The organism is Streptomyces sp. CB01201, from assembly GCF_002803085.1.
In the GTDB taxonomy this organism is placed as follows: Bacteria; Actinomycetota; Actinomycetes; order Streptomycetales; family Streptomycetaceae; genus Streptomyces; species Streptomyces hundungensis.
This window is the reverse complement of sequence record NZ_NNBJ01000022.1, coordinates 20,462-36,714: the sequence shown is the minus strand read 5'-3', so window position 1 is coordinate 36,714 and position 16,253 is coordinate 20,462. Positions and strand designations below refer to the sequence as shown.

The 16,253-nt window shown below is 70.7% G+C and carries 18 protein-coding genes and 1 pseudogene; 4 read left to right on the top strand and 15 right to left on the bottom strand.

Features of this window, described 5'->3' with window-relative positions:
* The first annotated feature begins 43 nt into the window (after positions 1-43).
* Positions 44-229, top strand: coding sequence for a hypothetical protein (locus tag CG740_RS33645; RefSeq protein ID WP_100579102.1), 186 nt, complete (start codon positions 44-46; stop codon positions 227-229).
* Between the two features lie 190 nt (positions 230-419).
* Here the strand turns inward: CG740_RS33645 and CG740_RS33640 are convergent, their stop codons facing one another.
* From CG740_RS33640 to CG740_RS33625, 4 genes are all read right to left on the bottom strand, one after another.
* Complete coding sequence (locus CG740_RS33640; protein ID WP_100579101.1) at positions 420-1,091, bottom strand: alpha/beta fold hydrolase; 672 nt, start codon at positions 1,089-1,091, stop codon at positions 420-422.
* A gap of 181 nt (positions 1,092-1,272) precedes the next feature.
* Positions 1,273-2,793 (bottom strand): LCP family protein, encoded by a 1,521-nt coding sequence (locus CG740_RS33635; RefSeq protein WP_100579100.1) that lies wholly within the window; start codon positions 2,791-2,793, stop codon positions 1,273-1,275.
* Positions 2,794-3,019: 226 nt separating this feature from the next.
* Positions 3,020-3,325 carry a hypothetical protein gene (locus CG740_RS33630; protein WP_159030468.1) on the bottom strand — a complete coding sequence of 102 codons (306 nt, stop codon included), beginning with the start codon at positions 3,323-3,325 and terminating at the stop codon, positions 3,020-3,022.
* Positions 3,326-3,476: 151 nt separating this feature from the next.
* Entirely contained in the window at positions 3,477-3,923 is a 447-nt protein-coding gene (locus CG740_RS33625; protein ID WP_100579098.1) for a hypothetical protein, read from the bottom strand.
* Between the two features lie 581 nt (positions 3,924-4,504).
* Here CG740_RS33625 and CG740_RS33615 point away from each other — a divergent pair.
* Positions 4,505-5,017, top strand: a complete 513-nt coding sequence (locus CG740_RS33615; protein WP_100579097.1) for a hypothetical protein — start codon at positions 4,505-4,507, stop codon at positions 5,015-5,017.
* Positions 5,018-5,075: 58 nt separating this feature from the next.
* Here CG740_RS33615 and CG740_RS33610 read toward each other — a convergent pair whose 3' ends face one another.
* A complete protein-coding gene (locus CG740_RS33610; protein ID WP_100579096.1) occupies positions 5,076-5,813 on the bottom strand; it encodes a VOC family protein in 738 nt (245 codons plus the stop codon).
* Between the two features lie 239 nt (positions 5,814-6,052).
* Positions 6,053-7,543: an alpha/beta hydrolase family protein gene (locus CG740_RS33605; RefSeq protein WP_100579165.1), complete on the bottom strand. Its 1,491-nt coding sequence runs from the start codon at positions 7,541-7,543 to the stop codon at positions 6,053-6,055.
* 553 nt (positions 7,544-8,096) lie between these two features.
* Between CG740_RS33605 and CG740_RS33600 the strand changes: the two genes are divergently transcribed.
* Complete coding sequence (locus CG740_RS33600) at positions 8,097-9,215, top strand: sensor histidine kinase (protein WP_234376635.1); 1,119 nt, start codon at positions 8,097-8,099, stop codon at positions 9,213-9,215.
* Complete coding sequence (locus tag CG740_RS33595) at positions 9,212-9,874, top strand: response regulator (RefSeq protein WP_100579094.1); 663 nt, start codon at positions 9,212-9,214, stop codon at positions 9,872-9,874. Before CG740_RS33600 ends, CG740_RS33595 begins: the two co-directional genes overlap by 4 nt.
* A 103-nt stretch (positions 9,875-9,977) precedes the next feature.
* Here CG740_RS33595 and CG740_RS33590 read toward each other — a convergent pair whose 3' ends face one another.
* From CG740_RS33590 to CG740_RS33555, 9 genes and pseudogenes are all read right to left on the bottom strand, one after another.
* Positions 9,978-10,763 carry an alpha/beta fold hydrolase gene (locus CG740_RS33590; RefSeq protein WP_100579093.1) on the bottom strand — a complete coding sequence of 262 codons (786 nt, stop codon included), beginning with the start codon at positions 10,761-10,763 and terminating at the stop codon, positions 9,978-9,980.
* 110 nt (positions 10,764-10,873) lie between these two features.
* Positions 10,874-11,086 (bottom strand): annotated as a pseudogene (locus CG740_RS42015) (hypothetical protein); the annotation flags it as partial.
* Positions 11,087-11,758: a DUF4097 family beta strand repeat-containing protein gene (locus CG740_RS33585; RefSeq protein ID WP_100579164.1), complete on the bottom strand. Its 672-nt coding sequence runs from the start codon at positions 11,756-11,758 to the stop codon at positions 11,087-11,089.
* Between the two features lie 221 nt (positions 11,759-11,979).
* The gene (locus tag CG740_RS33580) at positions 11,980-12,738 is read right to left on the bottom strand and encodes an alpha/beta hydrolase (RefSeq protein WP_100579092.1); all 759 of its coding nucleotides are present in this window, start codon (positions 12,736-12,738) and stop codon (positions 11,980-11,982) included.
* Positions 12,739-12,953: 215 nt separating this feature from the next.
* Complete coding sequence (locus CG740_RS33575) at positions 12,954-13,157, bottom strand: PLDc N-terminal domain-containing protein (protein ID WP_100579091.1); 204 nt, start codon at positions 13,155-13,157, stop codon at positions 12,954-12,956.
* A 34-nt stretch (positions 13,158-13,191) separates the two neighbouring features.
* Positions 13,192-13,830 carry a DUF3887 domain-containing protein gene (locus CG740_RS33570; RefSeq protein ID WP_100579090.1) on the bottom strand — a complete coding sequence of 213 codons (639 nt, stop codon included), beginning with the start codon at positions 13,828-13,830 and terminating at the stop codon, positions 13,192-13,194.
* 88 nt (positions 13,831-13,918) lie between these two features.
* A complete protein-coding gene (locus CG740_RS33565) occupies positions 13,919-14,563 on the bottom strand; it encodes a ScbR family autoregulator-binding transcription factor (protein ID WP_100579089.1) in 645 nt (214 codons plus the stop codon).
* A 125-nt stretch (positions 14,564-14,688) separates the two neighbouring features.
* Positions 14,689-15,438: a TetR/AcrR family transcriptional regulator gene (locus CG740_RS33560; RefSeq protein WP_100579088.1), complete on the bottom strand. Its 750-nt coding sequence runs from the start codon at positions 15,436-15,438 to the stop codon at positions 14,689-14,691.
* 296 nt (positions 15,439-15,734) lie between these two features.
* A complete protein-coding gene (locus tag CG740_RS33555) occupies positions 15,735-16,109 on the bottom strand; it encodes a VOC family protein (protein WP_199846650.1) in 375 nt (124 codons plus the stop codon).
* Between the last annotated feature and the right edge of the window lie 144 nt (positions 16,110-16,253).

The following is a 16,253-nucleotide window of genomic DNA, read 5'->3' as shown; positions in this document are numbered from 1 at the left end:
CTCGGGCTGACAGATCCACGGCGAGGGGGAAAGATCAAGCATCATGAACCCGTCAGAGATATCCCATCCCCCGATCTACGAACGACTGGTCCGCGAACGCGGCGACGTCCTCGCCGAGACCCGTACCGTGGCCGAGCAGACGCTCCACGAGGCGCGGCAGGCGCTGGACTGGAGCGGGGTGCGACGCGCCCACATGCGCGGCGAGGACTCGTTCTCGGCCTTCGGCTGAGGAGCCCGCCGGACCGGAGGACGGGCCTCGGACCGGAGGACGGGCCTTGGGCCACCGGGCGGGACCCAAGCGGCGGGCGGCGAGCTCGCCGGGCGTGAGCCGCGCCTCGCCGCCTCCATGACACCGCGGACCCGGCAGCGCCGGGACGCCGCCCGCCCGCCTGCCCGCCACGTCCTCGCGGAAGACCCATTCACTCTCCGCGCAGCAGTATTTCCTCGAACTCACCCGGTGCGTCGCGGACAACGTTGTGGCCGCATTCCAGGACGTGGGTGCGCCATCCGGGATCCGCGGACAGCTTCTCGTACACGTCGGCGAACGGCGTACCCGTCCAGCCGGACAGATATACGTAGTCCCGCGTCGCGATCCGGTCCAGCCCGCCGCCGCCGAGGGTGATGCGCTGGAGGAACGACGCGAGGGGTTGCGCGGTCGCACGGGCGTCCAGACCCGATGGCGGCTGGACCGAGATGCCGTCTCCCCTGGCGCCCTCCAGGAAGAGTTGCCGGAACGCCTCCGTGGTGAGTTCCCAGCACGAATCGCCGTCCTGTGGCACATAGGCGTCGCTGTAGACCAGGCGACGCACCATCCCCGGGTCTGCATGGTCGGCGACTCCCGTAATCACCATCCCCGCGTAACTGTGCCCGACGAGGACGGCATCGGTGACGCGCTCGGACTCCAGCACGGCGAGAACATCCTCGATGTGGGTGTCGAGGTTGACCGCCGAGCCCCCAAGATGTGCTCGCTCGCCCACGCCGGAAAGTGTGATGGCCAGCGCTCGGTGCCCGGCTCCCCTGAGCCGGTCCACCAGGTCCGAGTAGTACCAACCGCCGTGCCACCCGCCGGGAACCAGGACGAACGTCGCCATGTCGGCCTCTCCTGTCGCTTGAGTACTGTCACCCTAAACGGGAACCCAACGAAGGCCGAGCCCGGGCTCGGGTAACTTGCCCTGCACAGGTGCGAGTTGGGGCACTGGCGCGAGGCCCGTCCCGCCGCCCGCCGGGCAGGCGAAGCGCGGCCGCCAGGGTGTGACGACTCCGTCGCACGGGTCAGCCGTACGAGAGGTTGGAGCAGGGATCGTCGTCGGCCGAGCGCGCTCCACCGGCGATTTCGGAGGGCACCGCACTCGGCGCGCCGGAGGTCGGGGCCACCGGGTCGGCGGCGTACGACTTGCCAAGGATCACCTTGACGCCGGGCGCGGCCGCGGCCGTCGCCTCCGCGTCGGTCAGGACCCGCGCGACCTTCTCGGCCTGGTCCTTCTCGCCGGGCCCGTACTCGATGACCGTTCTGGTCTGCGTGCGCACGAGGGCCGTGCCGGTGCCGGTTACCGTGAAGCCGTGCCGCTTGAGTGCGTCGGCGGCACGGGCGGCCAGACCTGTGATCGTCGTGCCGTTGTACACGGCGACGGAGACGCCCTGTCCGGACACCGACTCGGTGGCTCCGGGCGACGGGGACGCCGCGTCGGCCTGTTCCTCCCGATGGCTGCCCGTGCTCTGCCCATCGAGGGTGCGGTCGGCCTTGAGCGCGGCCCACAGCGCCTCCGCGTCCGGGTGGACGATCGCCACCCGTGCTCCCTGATAGCGCCACGGCAGGGTGACGAACTTGGTGTTGTGGAGGTCGACGTTCTTCATCGACAGGGCGAAGGAGATCAGTTTGTCGGCCGAGCCGAGCCCGGGGTCCACGGTAAGCGACTGCGTCGCGGCATTGGCGAGGGGAAGCAGGCTGGTGGGGCTCATGCCGTCGCTCTTCACCTTCTTCAACAGGGAGGCGACGAAAGCCTGTTGGCGTTTGATCCGGCCTATGTCGGAGCCGTCGCCGATGCCGTGCCGGATCCGTACGTAGTCCAGCGCCTTCTGGCCGGAGACGGTCTGCGGCCCCTTGGCGAAGATCTGCGCACCGCGAGTGGACCGGTTCGGGTTGAGGTCCTTCTGGTACACGTCCTGGGGAAGGCAGACCTGGACGCCGCCCACGGCCTCCGTCATCTTCGCGAACCCCTTGAAGTCGACGACCACGGTGTGGTCGACGCGCAGCCCGGTCAGCTTCTCGACGGTGTTCTGCGTGCAGGCGGGGTTTCCCTTGGCCGTCTGGCCCACCGAATAGGCGGCATTGAACATGGTGTTGGCCTGCGGCTTGGTCCAGGTGCCGTCGGGCAGTTTGCAGGCGGGGATGTCGACCAGTGTGTCCCGGGGGATGGAAACCGCCACGGCGTGCTTCTGGTCGGCGTAGGTGTGCAACAGGAAGGCGGTGTCGGAGCGGCCGATGTCGTTCTTGTCGCCGCCGCCGAGTTCACTGTTGCCGTCCGTCCGCGCGTCCGTCCCGATGACCAGCACATTCGAGCCGTGCGCCGAGGCGGCCGGCCGGTCGTCGGAGACGCCGTCCGCGGCGAAGGTCTTGATGTTGCCGTCGAGCCTGATGTAGATCCAGCCCGCGCCGGCTGCCAGCAGGACGAGCAGCGAGACCACTACCGCGAGCCAGGTCCTCGCCTTGCCGCGCCTGCGCGGCCGACCTGATCCCGCGGCCCCGTTCCCACCACCGCGGCGCCGCCCCGACGCCTTACGACTGCCTGCCATCCGCGCGCCCCTTGTCCGTTCGGCTCACAAAAGAGTCGGCTCGCAGAAGGAGAGCCCGACTCGCCCCACCCAACAGTTCTACAGTTGCGCAATGTAGCAAGCTTTCCCGTGGGCGCGTCCCGTCGGGACGTCCTGGTTCAGCGAGGGGAAGCGGGGCCGCACATTCCGTGGTGTACCGGAGCGCAGGGGCAAGCCGAGGGCGCCGAAGCGGGGCCGGGGGCAGGGCTCAGGGGCTGGCCGGATCGAAGCCGTACCGCACGGGCTGACCAGCGTGCACGTCGCCCGCCGCGCCGCTCCCTGCATCGCCCCCCGCACCGCCGCCCCCTGCGTCACCCCGCAGACCTCGCCGCACATCCCGCCGATAGACGAACACCGCCTGGACACTGGCCAACTCGCCCTGCGACGGCTCCACCGCGCAGGGGTACGTCACCTGGAGCACCCTCGCCTGACCGAGGACCCGCATGCGCAACCCGTGCGCAGGGCCCCCGTCGAGCTCGGCCAGTTCCCAACCCACCCCGTCATTCGCATTCATGACCATACTTTATAGGTTGCGCAACTCTGCAACTAGATGATGGTGATGAGGCCGACTCTCCGCTACGCCCGGGGCTCGCCGCCGCCTCGTTTGCGCCCGGCGCGGCACGTCCGCCCCGGCCCTTCCAGCGCACGCCGGCCCACCAGCCCACCTACCGGCGGGAGTCGACCCGACGGAGAACCTCACCGTCCAGCTCCATCACGTCGCCGCGCACACGCCCGGAGTACGTACCGGACTCACCGGCGAGACTGATGCCCTCGCCGCTCTGCGTCCACGTGCCGTGGTCCGGAGCACGCGGCCCGACGAAGCACATTGCGCCCGGCGGGCAGTAGTAGGCGAACCGCAGCTCGAACGTGCCGTCGGCCCGCACCTCCAAGCTGTCGACTCGCTTCGCACTGCCCCCGGGACCCGCTCTCCACTCTCCCACCACGGCCGCCTCGGTCCGGATGGAATGGCTGGTACCGGAACCGGCGCCGATGCGGGTACCCGTCCCAGGCGGGCCGGGCTGTGCGAACGCCACGTCCGAGACGGCCGTGAGTGCGGCGACGGGCAGCAACAGCCCGGTCAGCGCCCCGAGAACCCCGATGTTCTTCTTCATGGCAGCAGCCTGGCCCACCCGCGCGGTCAAGACCGGGAGCCGTGCCCGACCCCTCACCCTCACGAGCAGCCCAGCTCCCGCGCCATGGCGACAACGAGATGAGTTCCGCCATACGCTGCTTCTGCTCCCGCGCGTAGGCGCGCGCCGGAGCCACGTCCACAACCGGCCGGCTGGACAGCTTGCGAATCCGGTCACGCGGCGGGATGTCGTCGCGGGTCAGCACGCCTTCCGGAGTGGCGTTCGGTGCCGAGCTGTATGGGGCTCTGGGTGACGACCCCAACGATCACGCCGCACGTGCGGCCTACGACTTGGCGAGCCTGCGCTTCTACGCGGGGAGCGTATGCGCTCCGCCCGTCGGCGGCCAACGCACGTCAGGTTCCTTCGCGAGAGGAAGCGCTCGGCGTCGTGGGCCTGTTCGATCCCTGTCGGGCCCCCAGTAGCGCATCACCTCGGTGGTGCCGTGCACTGCGAAGGTCATGCACTCCGAAGGTCGTGCACTGCGAAGGTCGTGCACTGCGAAGGTCGTGCACTGCGAAGAGGGCGACGCCCTGGACTTGCTGGCACCCACCTAGGATGCGGCCATGCGGACACGACCCGCCCTCGCCCTCCTTCTCGCAGCAGCGGCCCTCGCCGGCTGCACCAGCACGGGCTCCGGCTCCCCCACCGACGGCGCGGCCGCCCGGGGATGGGAACCGGACGACGCGCTCCAGCGCGCCGATCGCGCCCTGGACACCGACGACAGCACCCTCACCGTCATCGACCGCAACGCTCCCCACGTCGCCTCCGGCATGAACGCGACCTTCGACGCCCCGGGCAGCAAGCCCTACCGCCTCGACATCACCTGCGACAGCTACGAAGTCACCCACCTCACCCTGGAACTCACCCGCGGCCGGAGCAAGCACACCCGGGAGCTGCCCTGCGGAGCCCGCGAGGCCCAACGGCTCAATGTCCCCGCCGGTCCGCCGGTCACCGCCGCCATCATCCCCGCAAGGACCGGTACCACCGGCCTCATCGTCTGGCGCTTTCTTACCCTGGACCAGCAGGAGGTCCAGGGCTGCGAGGACGCGCTCGGTCACTGCGGCGGCCCAGCCTGAATCCGTGAACCCGAATCCGACCTGGTCCCAGGCGGCGCCGGGCAGCCACCCGCCCCCGCTACCGAGACGCTCGCCGCCGTAGGGTGAACTCGTTGCCGTCGGGGTCCAACAGCATCGGCCAACTCCAGTCATCCGCGCCGGAGTTGGTACGGGTCGCGCCGAGAGCGATCAGGCGGTCGACCTCCGCATCCCCGTCGGCGTCGGCGGGCAGCGCCAGCTCGAATCGCAGCCCGTTCGGGCCCGTCTTCGGCGCTACCGGAGGGCCACCCCACGTGATCTTCGTGCCGCCGTCCGGGGACTGGATCGCCGTCTCCTGGTCCTGGTCCCAGACCAACGGCCAGCCCAGCGCCGCACTCCAGAAGTAGCCGACTTCCTGAGTGCCGTCGCAGGCCAGAGCGCCGATGAAACCGGTGTCGGCGAGGAACCTGTTGCCCGCCTCGATGACACAGAACTCGTTGCCATCGGGATCGGCGAGCACCACGTGCCCCTCTTCGGGCAGTTGGCCCACGTCGATGTGCCGGCCGCCGAAGTCCAACGCCCGTGCCACCGTCCGCCGTTGGTCCTCCGCGGAGGCACTCGTCAGGTCGAAGTGCGCGCGATTCCGGCCGGTCTTCGGCTCCTGACTCGGCAGGAAGCGGATGCGGAACGCGGCCGGGTCGTCAGGATGGGGCGGCAGGACCTCGATGTCGCCGTTGGGTCCGTCGAAGACATCCCAACCCAGGAGACCCGACCAGAATCGCGCCAGATCCGACGGCCGACTCGCGTTGAAGCAGATCGCGAACAGTTGACTGGCCATGCTTCGTGCAGCTCCCCTCCACAGACGCGCAGACGACGCCCGCCCTCTCGGCGAGCGTCGCAGCCCAGGCGGGCCGAGCCTAGGGGTGCCCGGGGGAGGCCGCATCCGAGTTTCCGGATGCGCCCACGCCAAGGCAATGCGATGCCGTGTGACGCCGACGAATCTCCCCTCGAACAGCCTTGATCGCACAGCCCCTTGCCGGGTTCGGCCACCGGATCGGCATCCGCGGGCGCGGCTCGTCAGGGGCCGTTGCCCGGGCGGTAGACGCTGAGATCGCCGTGGGCCGACAGCACGGCATCCAGGTCACCGGATCGTTGCCGCAGGGTGCTGTCCAGGAAGGCGACCGTGGTCGCGGCGACGACGCGGGGGCTCTCGGTGCGGCCCAGGGAACCGACTATCGAGGGCACGGGCGGCAGGTACAGGGGGGCGTCCATGAAGGTGAGGTGTGCGGCGCCGGGGATGGTGAGGCGGTAGCTCGTCGCGCTGTTGAGCTTGAGGGCCTCGGTGAGGCGGGGCATGTAGCGCGGGTCGGTTTCCGGCGTGATGTTCTGGGTGAGCGCGAGCGTCGGCCGGTGCAGGGCGGGGGACGTGGGGCCGTGGGGGTAGCCGTCCATGTCGATGACGGCGTCGATGCGGTCGTCCTGCCTGGCCGCCTGGAGCGCGGCCGCACCCCCCATGGAGTGGCCGGTCGCCGCGACCCGGCCGGTGTCCAGGCGTCCGGCCAGTGGGCCCGCGATCTCACCTCGGTCCATACGACCCAGCTGAGTGAGGACGAAGCGGAGGTCGGCGGCCCGAACGGCCGTCTGGTCGGCGGCCAGTTCGTCGTCCTTGTCCCGATCGCCGGTCGAGGCGGTGGTGCTGCGAATCGTTCGGCCGTCGGCGAGGACGACGACGGCGGAGTCGTACGGGTGGTCGAGGGCGGCGACCACATAGCCGTTGCTGGCCAGTTCCTCCGCCCAGGCCGTGTTCTGGGTGCGTACCCCGCCCGCCCCGGGCGAGAACAGCACGATCGGGAAGCGTCCGTCCCCGTCGGCCGCCGAAGCGTCGAAGACCGCATGGGTGTGGGCACGAGGAACACCGTCCACCAGAAAGCCGGGCAGGCCGGCCTCGCGGGCGAGTGCGTCGGAAACCGTGCGCGCCTCGCCCTCCGTACGGCCGAGGTACTGCGCCCGCCGCGCACCGGCGGGGAAATCCCGTGCGGGGTACCAGAGTTGAACGACGACGGTGCGCCGGTCGTGCGGGTCGGCGGTGGCGGTCTCGGGGCGGTTCGGGTCGGTCCACTCCATCACGCGGGTGCCGACCGCGAAACGGCCCGACGGCTCGGGGAAGACGGGAACCGGAAAGGCCCAGGCGGCCACCGGACCCACCATGATCAGGCCGACGCAGGCCACCGACCCCGGCAGCGCCAGCCACCATCGGGCCCGCCACGACGGCCGGCCGGAACGGCGGCGAATCAGCGGAGCGGCGGCGAACGGCGACGCGAAAGCGGCGCCGGCCAGTATCGGCAGCATCTGCCAGCGGACCCCCACCACGCTCAACACGACGGCGCACAGCGCGCACAGTGCCCCCGCGGCGATCGTGACGCGCGGGCGGACGGCGGAAGGAAGCCAGCGCGCCGTCACCAGAGCGACGGCGCCCAGCAGGGCAAGGAATTCGAGAGGGGACATGTACAGCCCCGTGATGATCTCGGTCACCCGGTCATCGTCGGCGCGGAGCAGGCGCTGCCACATCGGCCCGGGGTCGACGTCGTGTGCGACCGGGGTCGCCGTCCGCGGCATGCCTCCTGTGCGACCGGCGTCGCATCCAGCACGGTGTCCGTGCGACCGAAGTCGCAAAGCGGCACGCCGGACAGGCGGCCGTGCTGCGACCGCGGAAGGTAGCGGGGCTCATCCTTCGGTCGTACTTCGGCGCGATGCCATCAGACGGTGGGCTCATGCGCATGGGCGCGCCGCGGCCTAACGTGACAGTGCCGGGTGCTCACCGGGCCACACGGGTCCGGCGCACTCCAGCACCCCGCTCCCCCACCACCCCGCTCCCCCACCGCCACCCTCGCTCCAACCGCACAGGGTGGCGGCCCGGACCGGGGCCATCACGACGCCGAATCAACAGGGATGTGCGATGACCGACGCGGTCGCAGAGCCCGGGAATGCGCACCCGATGCCCTCTGGGGGCCCGCGGGCGTGGACGGCCGTACGGCTGACAGGGCGTATCGACCCTGGCTCCTCATCGGCAGCGCGAGCACTGAGGGCCGCCCGGCGCTGGAACTCCCGGCTGCCACCCACCATGTGGGACTCGCTGGTGCCGGCGCTGCTCCTGCTCAACATCCTGGCCACGCGCTCGCCGAATGAGCTACCGGTGTCCCTGACCCTCACCGCAGCCCTCACGGTTCCCCTGGTGTGGCGGCGCCGTGCCCCGCTCACGGTGTTCGGCGCCGTGGCAGCCGCGGCTTTGATCCAGTGGCTGGCCAACGTCCAACTACCTGCGGACGTCGGCCTGTTGGTGGCTCTCTACACGGTGGCCGCGCACTCCGACCGGCGCCGCACGCTGATCGCCGCCGCCCTCGTGGAGGGCGGGGTCCTGCTGGCCTGTCTGCGCTGGGCGACGGGGGGCGCGTTCCTGGCCCCCTTCGTCGCGGTGACCGCGACGGTGGTCGCCGTCGCCGTGCTGGGGGTGAACATGCGGACCACGCGTGCCTACCTGGCGGCCGTGGTGGAGCGGGCCGCGCGTCTGGAGCGGGAGCGGGATCAGCGGGCGCGGCTGGCGGTCGCCGAGGAGAGGACACGCATCACCCGGGAGATGCACGACATCGTCACCCACAACCTGTCCGTCATGGTCGCCCTCACCGACGCCGCCGTCTACGCACAGCACCGGTCGCCCGGCAAGGCCACCACCCTGATGCTCCAGACCTCCGACACGGGCCGGCAGGCCCTCACCGACATGCGGCGCTCGCTGGGCATCCTGCGGGCCCATGCACCGGACGCGGAGCGCCACCCGCTGCCCGACCTCACACAACTGGACGTGCTGGCCGACCAGATGTGCACCGCCGGGCTGCCGACCCGCGTGGAGGTGCGCGGCGACCACACCCGCATACCCGCCACCGCCCAACTGACCGTCTACCGCCTGGTTCAGGAAGCCTTGACCAACACCCTCAAGCACGCACCGACCGGCACCGAGGCGAAGGTCCGCATACGGTGTTCGGCCGAGAGCATCACAGTGGACGTCACCGACAGCGGCCCCGGTCCGTCACCGGCCGGCTCCCCGTCATCGGGCCACGGCATCCCCGGCATGCGCGAGCGTGCGGCCGCCTACGGCGGGACGCTGCGGGCCGGCCCGCTCCCGGGCGGGGGCTGGAAGGTCCACACCCGCCTCCACCTCGCAAGCACCGAAGGGGCGAACGCATGACGCTCCGCATCCTGATCGTCGACGACGAGGCGCTGCTCCGCATGGCTTTCAGCACGATCCTGGAGGCCCAGCCCGACATGACACCGGTCGGTGAGGCATCGGACGGCGACCAGGCCGTACGGCTCGCGCGTCAACTGCGCCCCGATGTCGTCCTCATGGACGTCCGGATGCCCGGGACCGACGGCATCGAGGCGACCCGGCAGGTCATCCGGGCCTCCCCGCGGAGCAGAGTGCTGATCCTCACCATCTTCGATCTGGACGAATACGCCTTCGCCGGACTCGGCGCCGGAGCCTCGGGCTTCCTGCTCAAGAACACCCGGCCCGAGCAACTGCTCACCGCGATACGCAGCGTGGCCGCGGGCGACGCGGTGGTCTCCCCCCGGATCACCCGGCGCCTGCTGGAACACCTCCGTCCGCACATACCCGACGGGAGCGGCGCCGACCGGGACGAGCGCTTGAGCCGGCTCAGCGCCCGTGAGCGGGAGGTGCTGATCCAGGTGGGCCGCGGCCTGTCCAACACCGAGATCGCGACCGCCCTGCACCTCGCGGAGGCAACGGTGAAGGCCCATCTGGGACGGATCCTGCCCAAGCTGGAACTCCGCGACCGCATACAGGCCGTTGTCTTCGCCCACGAAAGCCGCCTCATCGACCCGGCATGAGGTGGGCGATCAAGCCGTTCATGAGGTGGACGGCTGGGACGGGCGGACGGCTGGGACCCGGATCGAGAACCGGTGGAGGACGGAGGGGACCGTCACCCATCCACTACCGAACGAGGAACTCGCCCAGCACCGACGCCACTTCGTCCGGCGCGTCCATGGCGATGAGGTGAGCCGCGGTGGCGAACTCGACCAGGGCGGCGCCCGGAATCGCGGCGGCGTAGCGACGTGCGATGTCCTGGAAGTCGGCGACGTCCAGCTTGCCCACGCCCACCAGCGTGGGGACGGCGATGGAGGTCAGGTCGCCTGCCCCCGGGCCCTCGGAGTGTTCTCCCACCAGGGGCTGGTTCACCAGCGATGTCCGCAGCGGGCCGCGCAGTTGCTCGGACAGCCCGTCGGCAACATCGTCCCAGCCACGTGAGGGCCCACGCAGCCACATGTCCAGGTTGATGCGCACGGCGGCGTCCAGATCGCCCGCCTCCAGGGCCCCCGTCTCGGCCTCGTCGTACGCGATCATGTCCGCCGACCAGTGATAGCGCGGCCAGGGAGCGGCGAGTATCGCCAGGGAGTGCACCCGGTCCGGGTGGGCGAGCGTGAAGTCCACGGCCACCCGGCCGCCCCAGGACGCGCCTACGAGCCGGACACGATCGTGACCGAGGTGGTCCAGAAGGCGGCGCAGGTCGTCGCTCTCGCTGAACGGCCCGCTCGGGGGCGCGGATTCACCGAAGCCGCGCAGGTCGTACCGGATCACGGTGTGCTGTTCGGCGAGGGCGGGCACGACCGCGTCCCACATGTGATGGTCGGCCACACCGGCGTGTACGAGTACGACGGGCGGCCCGTCGCCGGCCACGTCGTAGGAGAGCTGTCCAAGGTCATCGCTGAGCATGTGCATGCGCGGATGATCGCAGTGCGACAGCGAACAGACAACGGAGTTTGCCAGGAGAAATCGGGCACGGATCGGCCCCGCTCGGTCGTCGGGATCGCGGCCGTGGAGCAGTGCGGTGGCCTACCGAATTCGATCGGGATGCGGTGGTAGCGGGTCAACCTGCCATCCACCGGCGGGAGTTGGCCATTTCCGAACGGCGCCACCGGCACTACGGGTGCTCCGGTGGCCAGGGCGAGCCGGGCGACGCCGGTCCGGCCGCGGTAGAGCCGGGCGACGCCGGTCCGGCCGCGGTAGAGCCGGCCATCGGGTGAACGGGTGCCCTCCGGGTACTACAGGCTACGGGCGGTGATGTCGCCGCTGGCCGTGGTCGCGTGGATGTTCAGGGCCGCCGCGGCGCCCTCCGTGTGGGTGAGGGCGTTGTGGATGCGGCCGTGGGAGGTGCCCGCGTCCAGGGTGGCGGAGGTTCCGCGTGCGGCGCCGACCGTGATCCGGCCGGACTCGGTGCGGAGCTTGAGCGTGCCGTGCTGGGCCTCGGTGATGGTGATGTCTCCCGAGGAGACACGGATCTCGCTGTCCCCGGCGAGGCGACCGACCGAGACGTCCCCGGCGTGGACGCCCAGGCGCAGGCCCGCGGTCTCGTCCAGCTCGACCGTGCCGTGCGCGCCGTCGAAGTCGACATCGCCCAGGCGTCCGACGGTGCGGAACTCGGCACCGGCCGTCTTCGCCTGGATCCGCGAGCCGGCGGGGAGTTCGACCGTCACGTCAAGGGCACCGGAGGAGCCGAAGTACTGGTTTCCCGCCGGGGCTGCCTCGATGCGCAGGACGCCGTTGTCGTAGCTGACCGTGGTGTGGTCCGCGGCCTTCACATCGCGGCTCTTGGCGGGGTCCGCGGCCTTGACCGCGACGGTGGTGTGCGGCTGGTCGGCGGCGATGATCCGGATCCGTCCGGCGGGGATGTCGAGGATGGCGGCGATCGGGGCGGTGGTGGCGAACTTCTGCATGACGGTCATCTCCTGCGACTCGTTGTCTTCGGCGCGGTGGCTGTCCGCCGCGTTGGTGAAGACAGTGCGCCGAGCCGGTTTCAGCAGGGCGTCACCACGGTTTCAGCCGGCTTCAACCCGCTGCGACGGGAGGCGGCCCCAAGGGCTGCCCCAACGGCTGCCCCGCGGGCGAGGGGGCCGAGCCGAGGCAAGTGCCGGACCGGCTCGGCCCCTGCCGAGGGTCAGGCCGCGATCGCCCGGCCCAGATGGCGTACGAAGAAGTGCGCCGCGCTGTCCGCCTCGAACCGGGGCAGTTGCTTGTGGCGGCCCGCGTTCGCGTGCAGGGTCTTGTCCTTCGAGGCGAAGGCGTCGAACAGGGCGAGGCCCTCTTCACGCGGGATGTGCTCGTCGTCCCACTGGAGGTCGTATTCGATGGGCACGGTGATCCGCTTGGCCGTCCCGGTCAGCGGCTCGGGCCAGAACTGCCCGAAGACGGCGGCCCTGATGCGGGGTTCGGCCGCCGTCAGGGGGATGCCGATGGCGGTGCCCATGTTGAGGCCGTAGTAGCCGACCGGGCCTTCGGCGCCGATCTCCGGCAGCTCCTGAAGCGCGTCCAGGGTCGCCCGCCACTCGGGGACGGCCCGCTCGGCCAGGTGGAGGTTGTACGGGACGACGATCGGTCCCACGGGCTCGCCCGCCGCCATCGCCTCCTGCATCAGGGCGATTTCGCGTTCGTCGTGCTCCGTGCGCGGACGGCGGCCGTGCCCGGGGGCGTCGATGGTCGCGACGTTGAAGCCGCCGATGGCCACGAGGCGTGCTGCCCGGCCGGTCATCGCCGGGGACTTGTGATGGTTGCCGCCGCCGTGGCCCATCAGGATCAACGGCGCGCGTTCGGCGCCGGAGGACGGCGACCAGAGGGCACCGTCGAAGTCGCCCAGGGTGAACTCGCGCTCGACGATGCCGTTCGCCGACGTCTTGGTGGTGAAGTGCAGAGTATTCATGGCTGTTGCCTTTCGGGAGTGCCTGCTTCGAGGCGCTCCCGGCGACAGCTTCGTCAGTCGCCGACCGTAACGGAAAGGGGGAGCACCCACGTGGTTACTGCGTTCATGGGTCTCACCTCCTGGTTCGGTGTCACGGCGCAGCGAACACTATCCGCCGGGGCGAACAGCGCCAACGGGTTTTCCCTGGCCGACCGATCCCGGTCTCCGCCCGATCCTCAGCGACGCTCGTCCCGCCCGTACCTGAGGTACGCGACCAGGCCGACCACGTTCCCCAACGCGCAGATGGCGAGCCAGAGTTGAGGTGTCAGGGTGCGGGTGTGGGGGTGGCGGGCGATGTCCAGCATGCACAGGATGGCAGGGAGCAGCGCGATCAGCGGGACGAGGGTCATCCACACGGTGGGGGCGGGGCCGGCCGTCATGATGAAGGCCTCTCTACGCGTCGGAACAGCGGTGTTACGGCGTCTCCGGGGCCAGGATGAACAGGCCGGCGACCTTCTCGTCGGTGTCGAAGGCCACCCGGGCCTTCATGTCGCCCGCCTCGTAGTGCAGCGGGATGTCGACCACTGTGTGGTCCCCGATGCGGCGGACGAACGGGGCGTCGTCGGCGAAGCCCTCGAACGCTCCGACCAGACCCGCGACCGTGGCCATGCCCCGGCCGCGCTCCTCCTCGGTGAAGGCCGCCAGGACCTGGGCATTGAAGTGCGGCCTCGCTTCGTCCATCCGGCCGCCGAGGACGGCCTCGGCGATCTGCCGTGCGCGCTCCGCCGCGTTGTCCATGCGTACCGTCTTGTCCATGGGGGCTCCCGTCCGGGGGTCGATCGGTTTGCCGAACCTCTGGAAGGCGGCCTGGCGGGTGACGCCGAGCAGATCACCGATCTCCTGCCAGGTGTGACCGGCGTCGCGGCTCTGCTGCACGGACAGCTTCAACACCTGCTCCGCCAGGCCGTCCACGTCCCGGGCGCGCCGCACCAGGTCCAGGTACGCGGGCGGCTCGAACGGGCCGCCCAGCGCCCCGGCCAGAGCCCCCGCCTGTTCGGCGAGCCGCCCGGTCAGCGCGGCAAGCGAGATCGAGGATTCCGCGTCATCGGCCATACGTAAAGGGTGCCTTTACGGAATCGCCCCGTCAAGGTTTCCTTTACAGTCGAACCGCGTGGCCCCGAGCCGACGGCTCAATCGGTGCTCAGAACCACGGCGCTTCCTTGCCGGCCTGCGTACCCGCGGCCTCCAGGCCCTCCAGGGTGAACTCCCCCGCCACGCGCGGCAGTAGCAGCCCCCAAAAGCGCGTCAGCGTTTCCGGGGACAGCCATGCGGGATCCCGCACTCCCAGTGTCTTGAACCCGGCCACGGCCCCCACCACGGTCAGGGTCGCGTCCCTCGCCGTGGCTCCCTGAGCCAGGGCGCCCTCCCGAGCCGCCCGCTCGAACGCCTCCCCCACCCAGTCCTGCCAACGGGCGCACAGATCCATGCCCGCGCCCGTCGACTCGCGGCCGTCCGCCAGGTCGAACCCTGCCCGCAGCACCACATCCTGAGCGAGGCCGCGCACCAGGGCGTGGCTGGTATCGATCAGCATTTGCAAGGCACCGTCGTCCGCACGTTCCTCGCCGGCGTCCGTGATCCTCGCCAGCCGTTGCGCCGCCGTCACGCACACCGCGTCGGCCAGGGCCGCCTTGCTGGCGAAGTGGAAGTGCAGGGCCCCGTTGCTCACGCCGGCGCGGGCACTGATCATGGCGAGCGACGCCGTCTCGAAGCCGTCCCGGTCGAACAGCTCGGCGGCGGACTCGATTAACGCATTGCGCGTACGTAACGCGCGTTCCTGCCTGGCCATCAAGGCACTCCATCGGTACAGAGGGGATGAGCCGTCCGCATGGATCGGACGGTGGATCACTGATGTGGGCGCCGCGGACAGGGATTCCCCCGCTCCCCCCGCGCGCGCCAGAAGCCGCCGTCCCGCTATCCGGCGGCCGGGCCCGCCTGTCCGAGTCTGGCCTCCAGGCCGTCCAGGATCAGATCGAGGCCATACGCGAAGTTCTCGTCGCGGGTGGCGCGCGGATCCTTGCCGCGCTGGTCGGCGTACCCCTTGCGCAGGCGCGGATAAGCCTGCGCGGCCTGCTCGGCGGCCGGCCACAGGCGCTCCACCCACTCCTGCTCGGTCTGACCGCTGCGCGCCAGCATGGTGAGCCACGCGGCCTCACTGGTCGTCATCCCGGTGACGTACGCGAAGACGGTACGCACCGCGTGATCCGACTCGCTCAGCGCGAACCCCGCCGCCTCGAACGTGGCGATCATGCGGTCCGACAGGCGCATCAGATTGGGCCCCAGATGGGCGACGCCCACCTCGCCGAGCAGCGAGGCGATCCACGGATGCTTGAGCAGCATCGCCCGCAGGCCGTGCGCGCGCCGCGCCGTGACGTCGCGCCAGTGCGCGGACCGCGCGACGTCGGGCTCCGCCAACTCCCCGTACACCTCGTCGACCACCAGCTCGATGAGCTCGTCCTTGTTGGCCACGTGCCGGTAGAGGGAGGTGGCCCCCGCACCGAGACGGGTGCCGAGCTTGCGCATGCTCAGCGCGTCGATGCCCTCCGCGTCCAGGAGCCGGACGGCCTCGGCGACGATCTGCTCCCGGCTCAGCGCCGGTTGCTCCCGCCGCGCGCGCGGCCGGGTCCAAACCGACGGAATTCCGTGCTGCTCATTGGCCGGCACCGAGCCTCCCCTGTCTCCGTCTCGCACCCACAGGGCGAACACCCGCACGAAAGCGCACACCGTTTACATGTCGGGTACACCGTTCGCTTCAGCGTACACCATACGCTGGCGCGGTCGGGGCCGGTGCGCGAAGGGCACGAGCGGAGGGCGTGAGCGGCGGCCGATCCAGGGTCCGCCGTGGCCGGGGCGCCCTCCCGACCGCCCTCCCGACCGCCCTTGGGCACGAGCAGGACATCACAGTTCGTCCTCGGGCCACCGATCTCGCCTGGCGTGCGGGTCGGACGGTCGCATCCCTGTCAGTGCAGGCAGAGGCAGAACGGGTGCCCGGCCGGGTCCGCGTAGACCCGCCAGTTGGCCCCCGGCCGGACCTGGTCCGTCCGCTCCAGCACCGTCGCGCCCAGGGCGAGCGCCCGCTTCTCCTCACCCTCCAGATCGTCCACGTCGAAATCCAGATGGATCTGCTGGGGAACCTGCCGGCCGGGCCATTCCGGAGGCCGGTAGCCGTCCACCCGCTGAAAGGCCAGTCGGCCTCCCTCGAAGCCGTCCACCTCGATCCAGTCGGGGTCGTCCGGGTCGGCGGTCACCCGGCCGCCGAGCAGACCCGCGTAGAACTCCGCGAGCCGGGCCGGGTCGTCGCAGTCCAACGCGACCGCCTGTAGCTTTCGAATCACTTGCGACACTCCTCGCGTTCGCGGGCCTCTCCCGTAGCCCTCCTGTACGAGTCCCGTGCTCTCCCGCACGAGCGGGGTCGTACCCGTCACCGCAGGCGGCATGCACCACCGAACGCGGCCTCCGTCGGAGGCGGCGACGCGTCC

Bases quoted from the DNA above. Each gene is read 5' to 3' on its own strand.
- CG740_RS33645 (WP_100579102.1), top strand. From the start codon at position 44: ATGAACCCGTCAGAGATATCCCATCCCCCGATCTACGAACGACTGGTC.
- CG740_RS33640 (WP_100579101.1), bottom strand. From the start codon at position 1,091: ATGGCGACGTTCGTCCTGGTTCCCGGCGGGTGGCACGGCGGTTGGTAC.
- CG740_RS33635 (WP_100579100.1), bottom strand. From the start codon at position 2,793: ATGGCAGGCAGTCGTAAGGCGTCGGGGCGGCGCCGCGGTGGTGGGAAC.
- CG740_RS33630 (WP_159030468.1), bottom strand. From the start codon at position 3,325: ATGAATGCGAATGACGGGGTGGGTTGGGAACTGGCCGAGCTCGACGGG.
- CG740_RS33625 (WP_100579098.1), bottom strand. From the start codon at position 3,923: ATGAAGAAGAACATCGGGGTTCTCGGGGCGCTGACCGGGCTGTTGCTG.
- CG740_RS33615 (WP_100579097.1), top strand. From the start codon at position 4,505: ATGCGGACACGACCCGCCCTCGCCCTCCTTCTCGCAGCAGCGGCCCTC.
- CG740_RS33610 (WP_100579096.1), bottom strand. From the start codon at position 5,813: ATGGCCAGTCAACTGTTCGCGATCTGCTTCAACGCGAGTCGGCCGTCG.
- CG740_RS33605 (WP_100579165.1), bottom strand. From the start codon at position 7,543: ATGTGGCAGCGCCTGCTCCGCGCCGACGATGACCGGGTGACCGAGATC.
- CG740_RS33600 (WP_234376635.1), top strand. From the start codon at position 8,097: ATGTGGGACTCGCTGGTGCCGGCGCTGCTCCTGCTCAACATCCTGGCC.
- CG740_RS33595 (WP_100579094.1), top strand. From the start codon at position 9,212: ATGACGCTCCGCATCCTGATCGTCGACGACGAGGCGCTGCTCCGCATG.
- CG740_RS33590 (WP_100579093.1), bottom strand. From the start codon at position 10,763: ATGCACATGCTCAGCGATGACCTTGGACAGCTCTCCTACGACGTGGCC.
- CG740_RS33585 (WP_100579164.1), bottom strand. From the start codon at position 11,758: ATGCAGAAGTTCGCCACCACCGCCCCGATCGCCGCCATCCTCGACATC.
- CG740_RS33580 (WP_100579092.1), bottom strand. From the start codon at position 12,738: ATGAATACTCTGCACTTCACCACCAAGACGTCGGCGAACGGCATCGTC.
- CG740_RS33575 (WP_100579091.1), bottom strand. From the start codon at position 13,157: ATGACGGCCGGCCCCGCCCCCACCGTGTGGATGACCCTCGTCCCGCTG.
- CG740_RS33570 (WP_100579090.1), bottom strand. From the start codon at position 13,830: ATGGCCGATGACGCGGAATCCTCGATCTCGCTTGCCGCGCTGACCGGG.
- CG740_RS33565 (WP_100579089.1), bottom strand. From the start codon at position 14,563: ATGGCCAGGCAGGAACGCGCGTTACGTACGCGCAATGCGTTAATCGAG.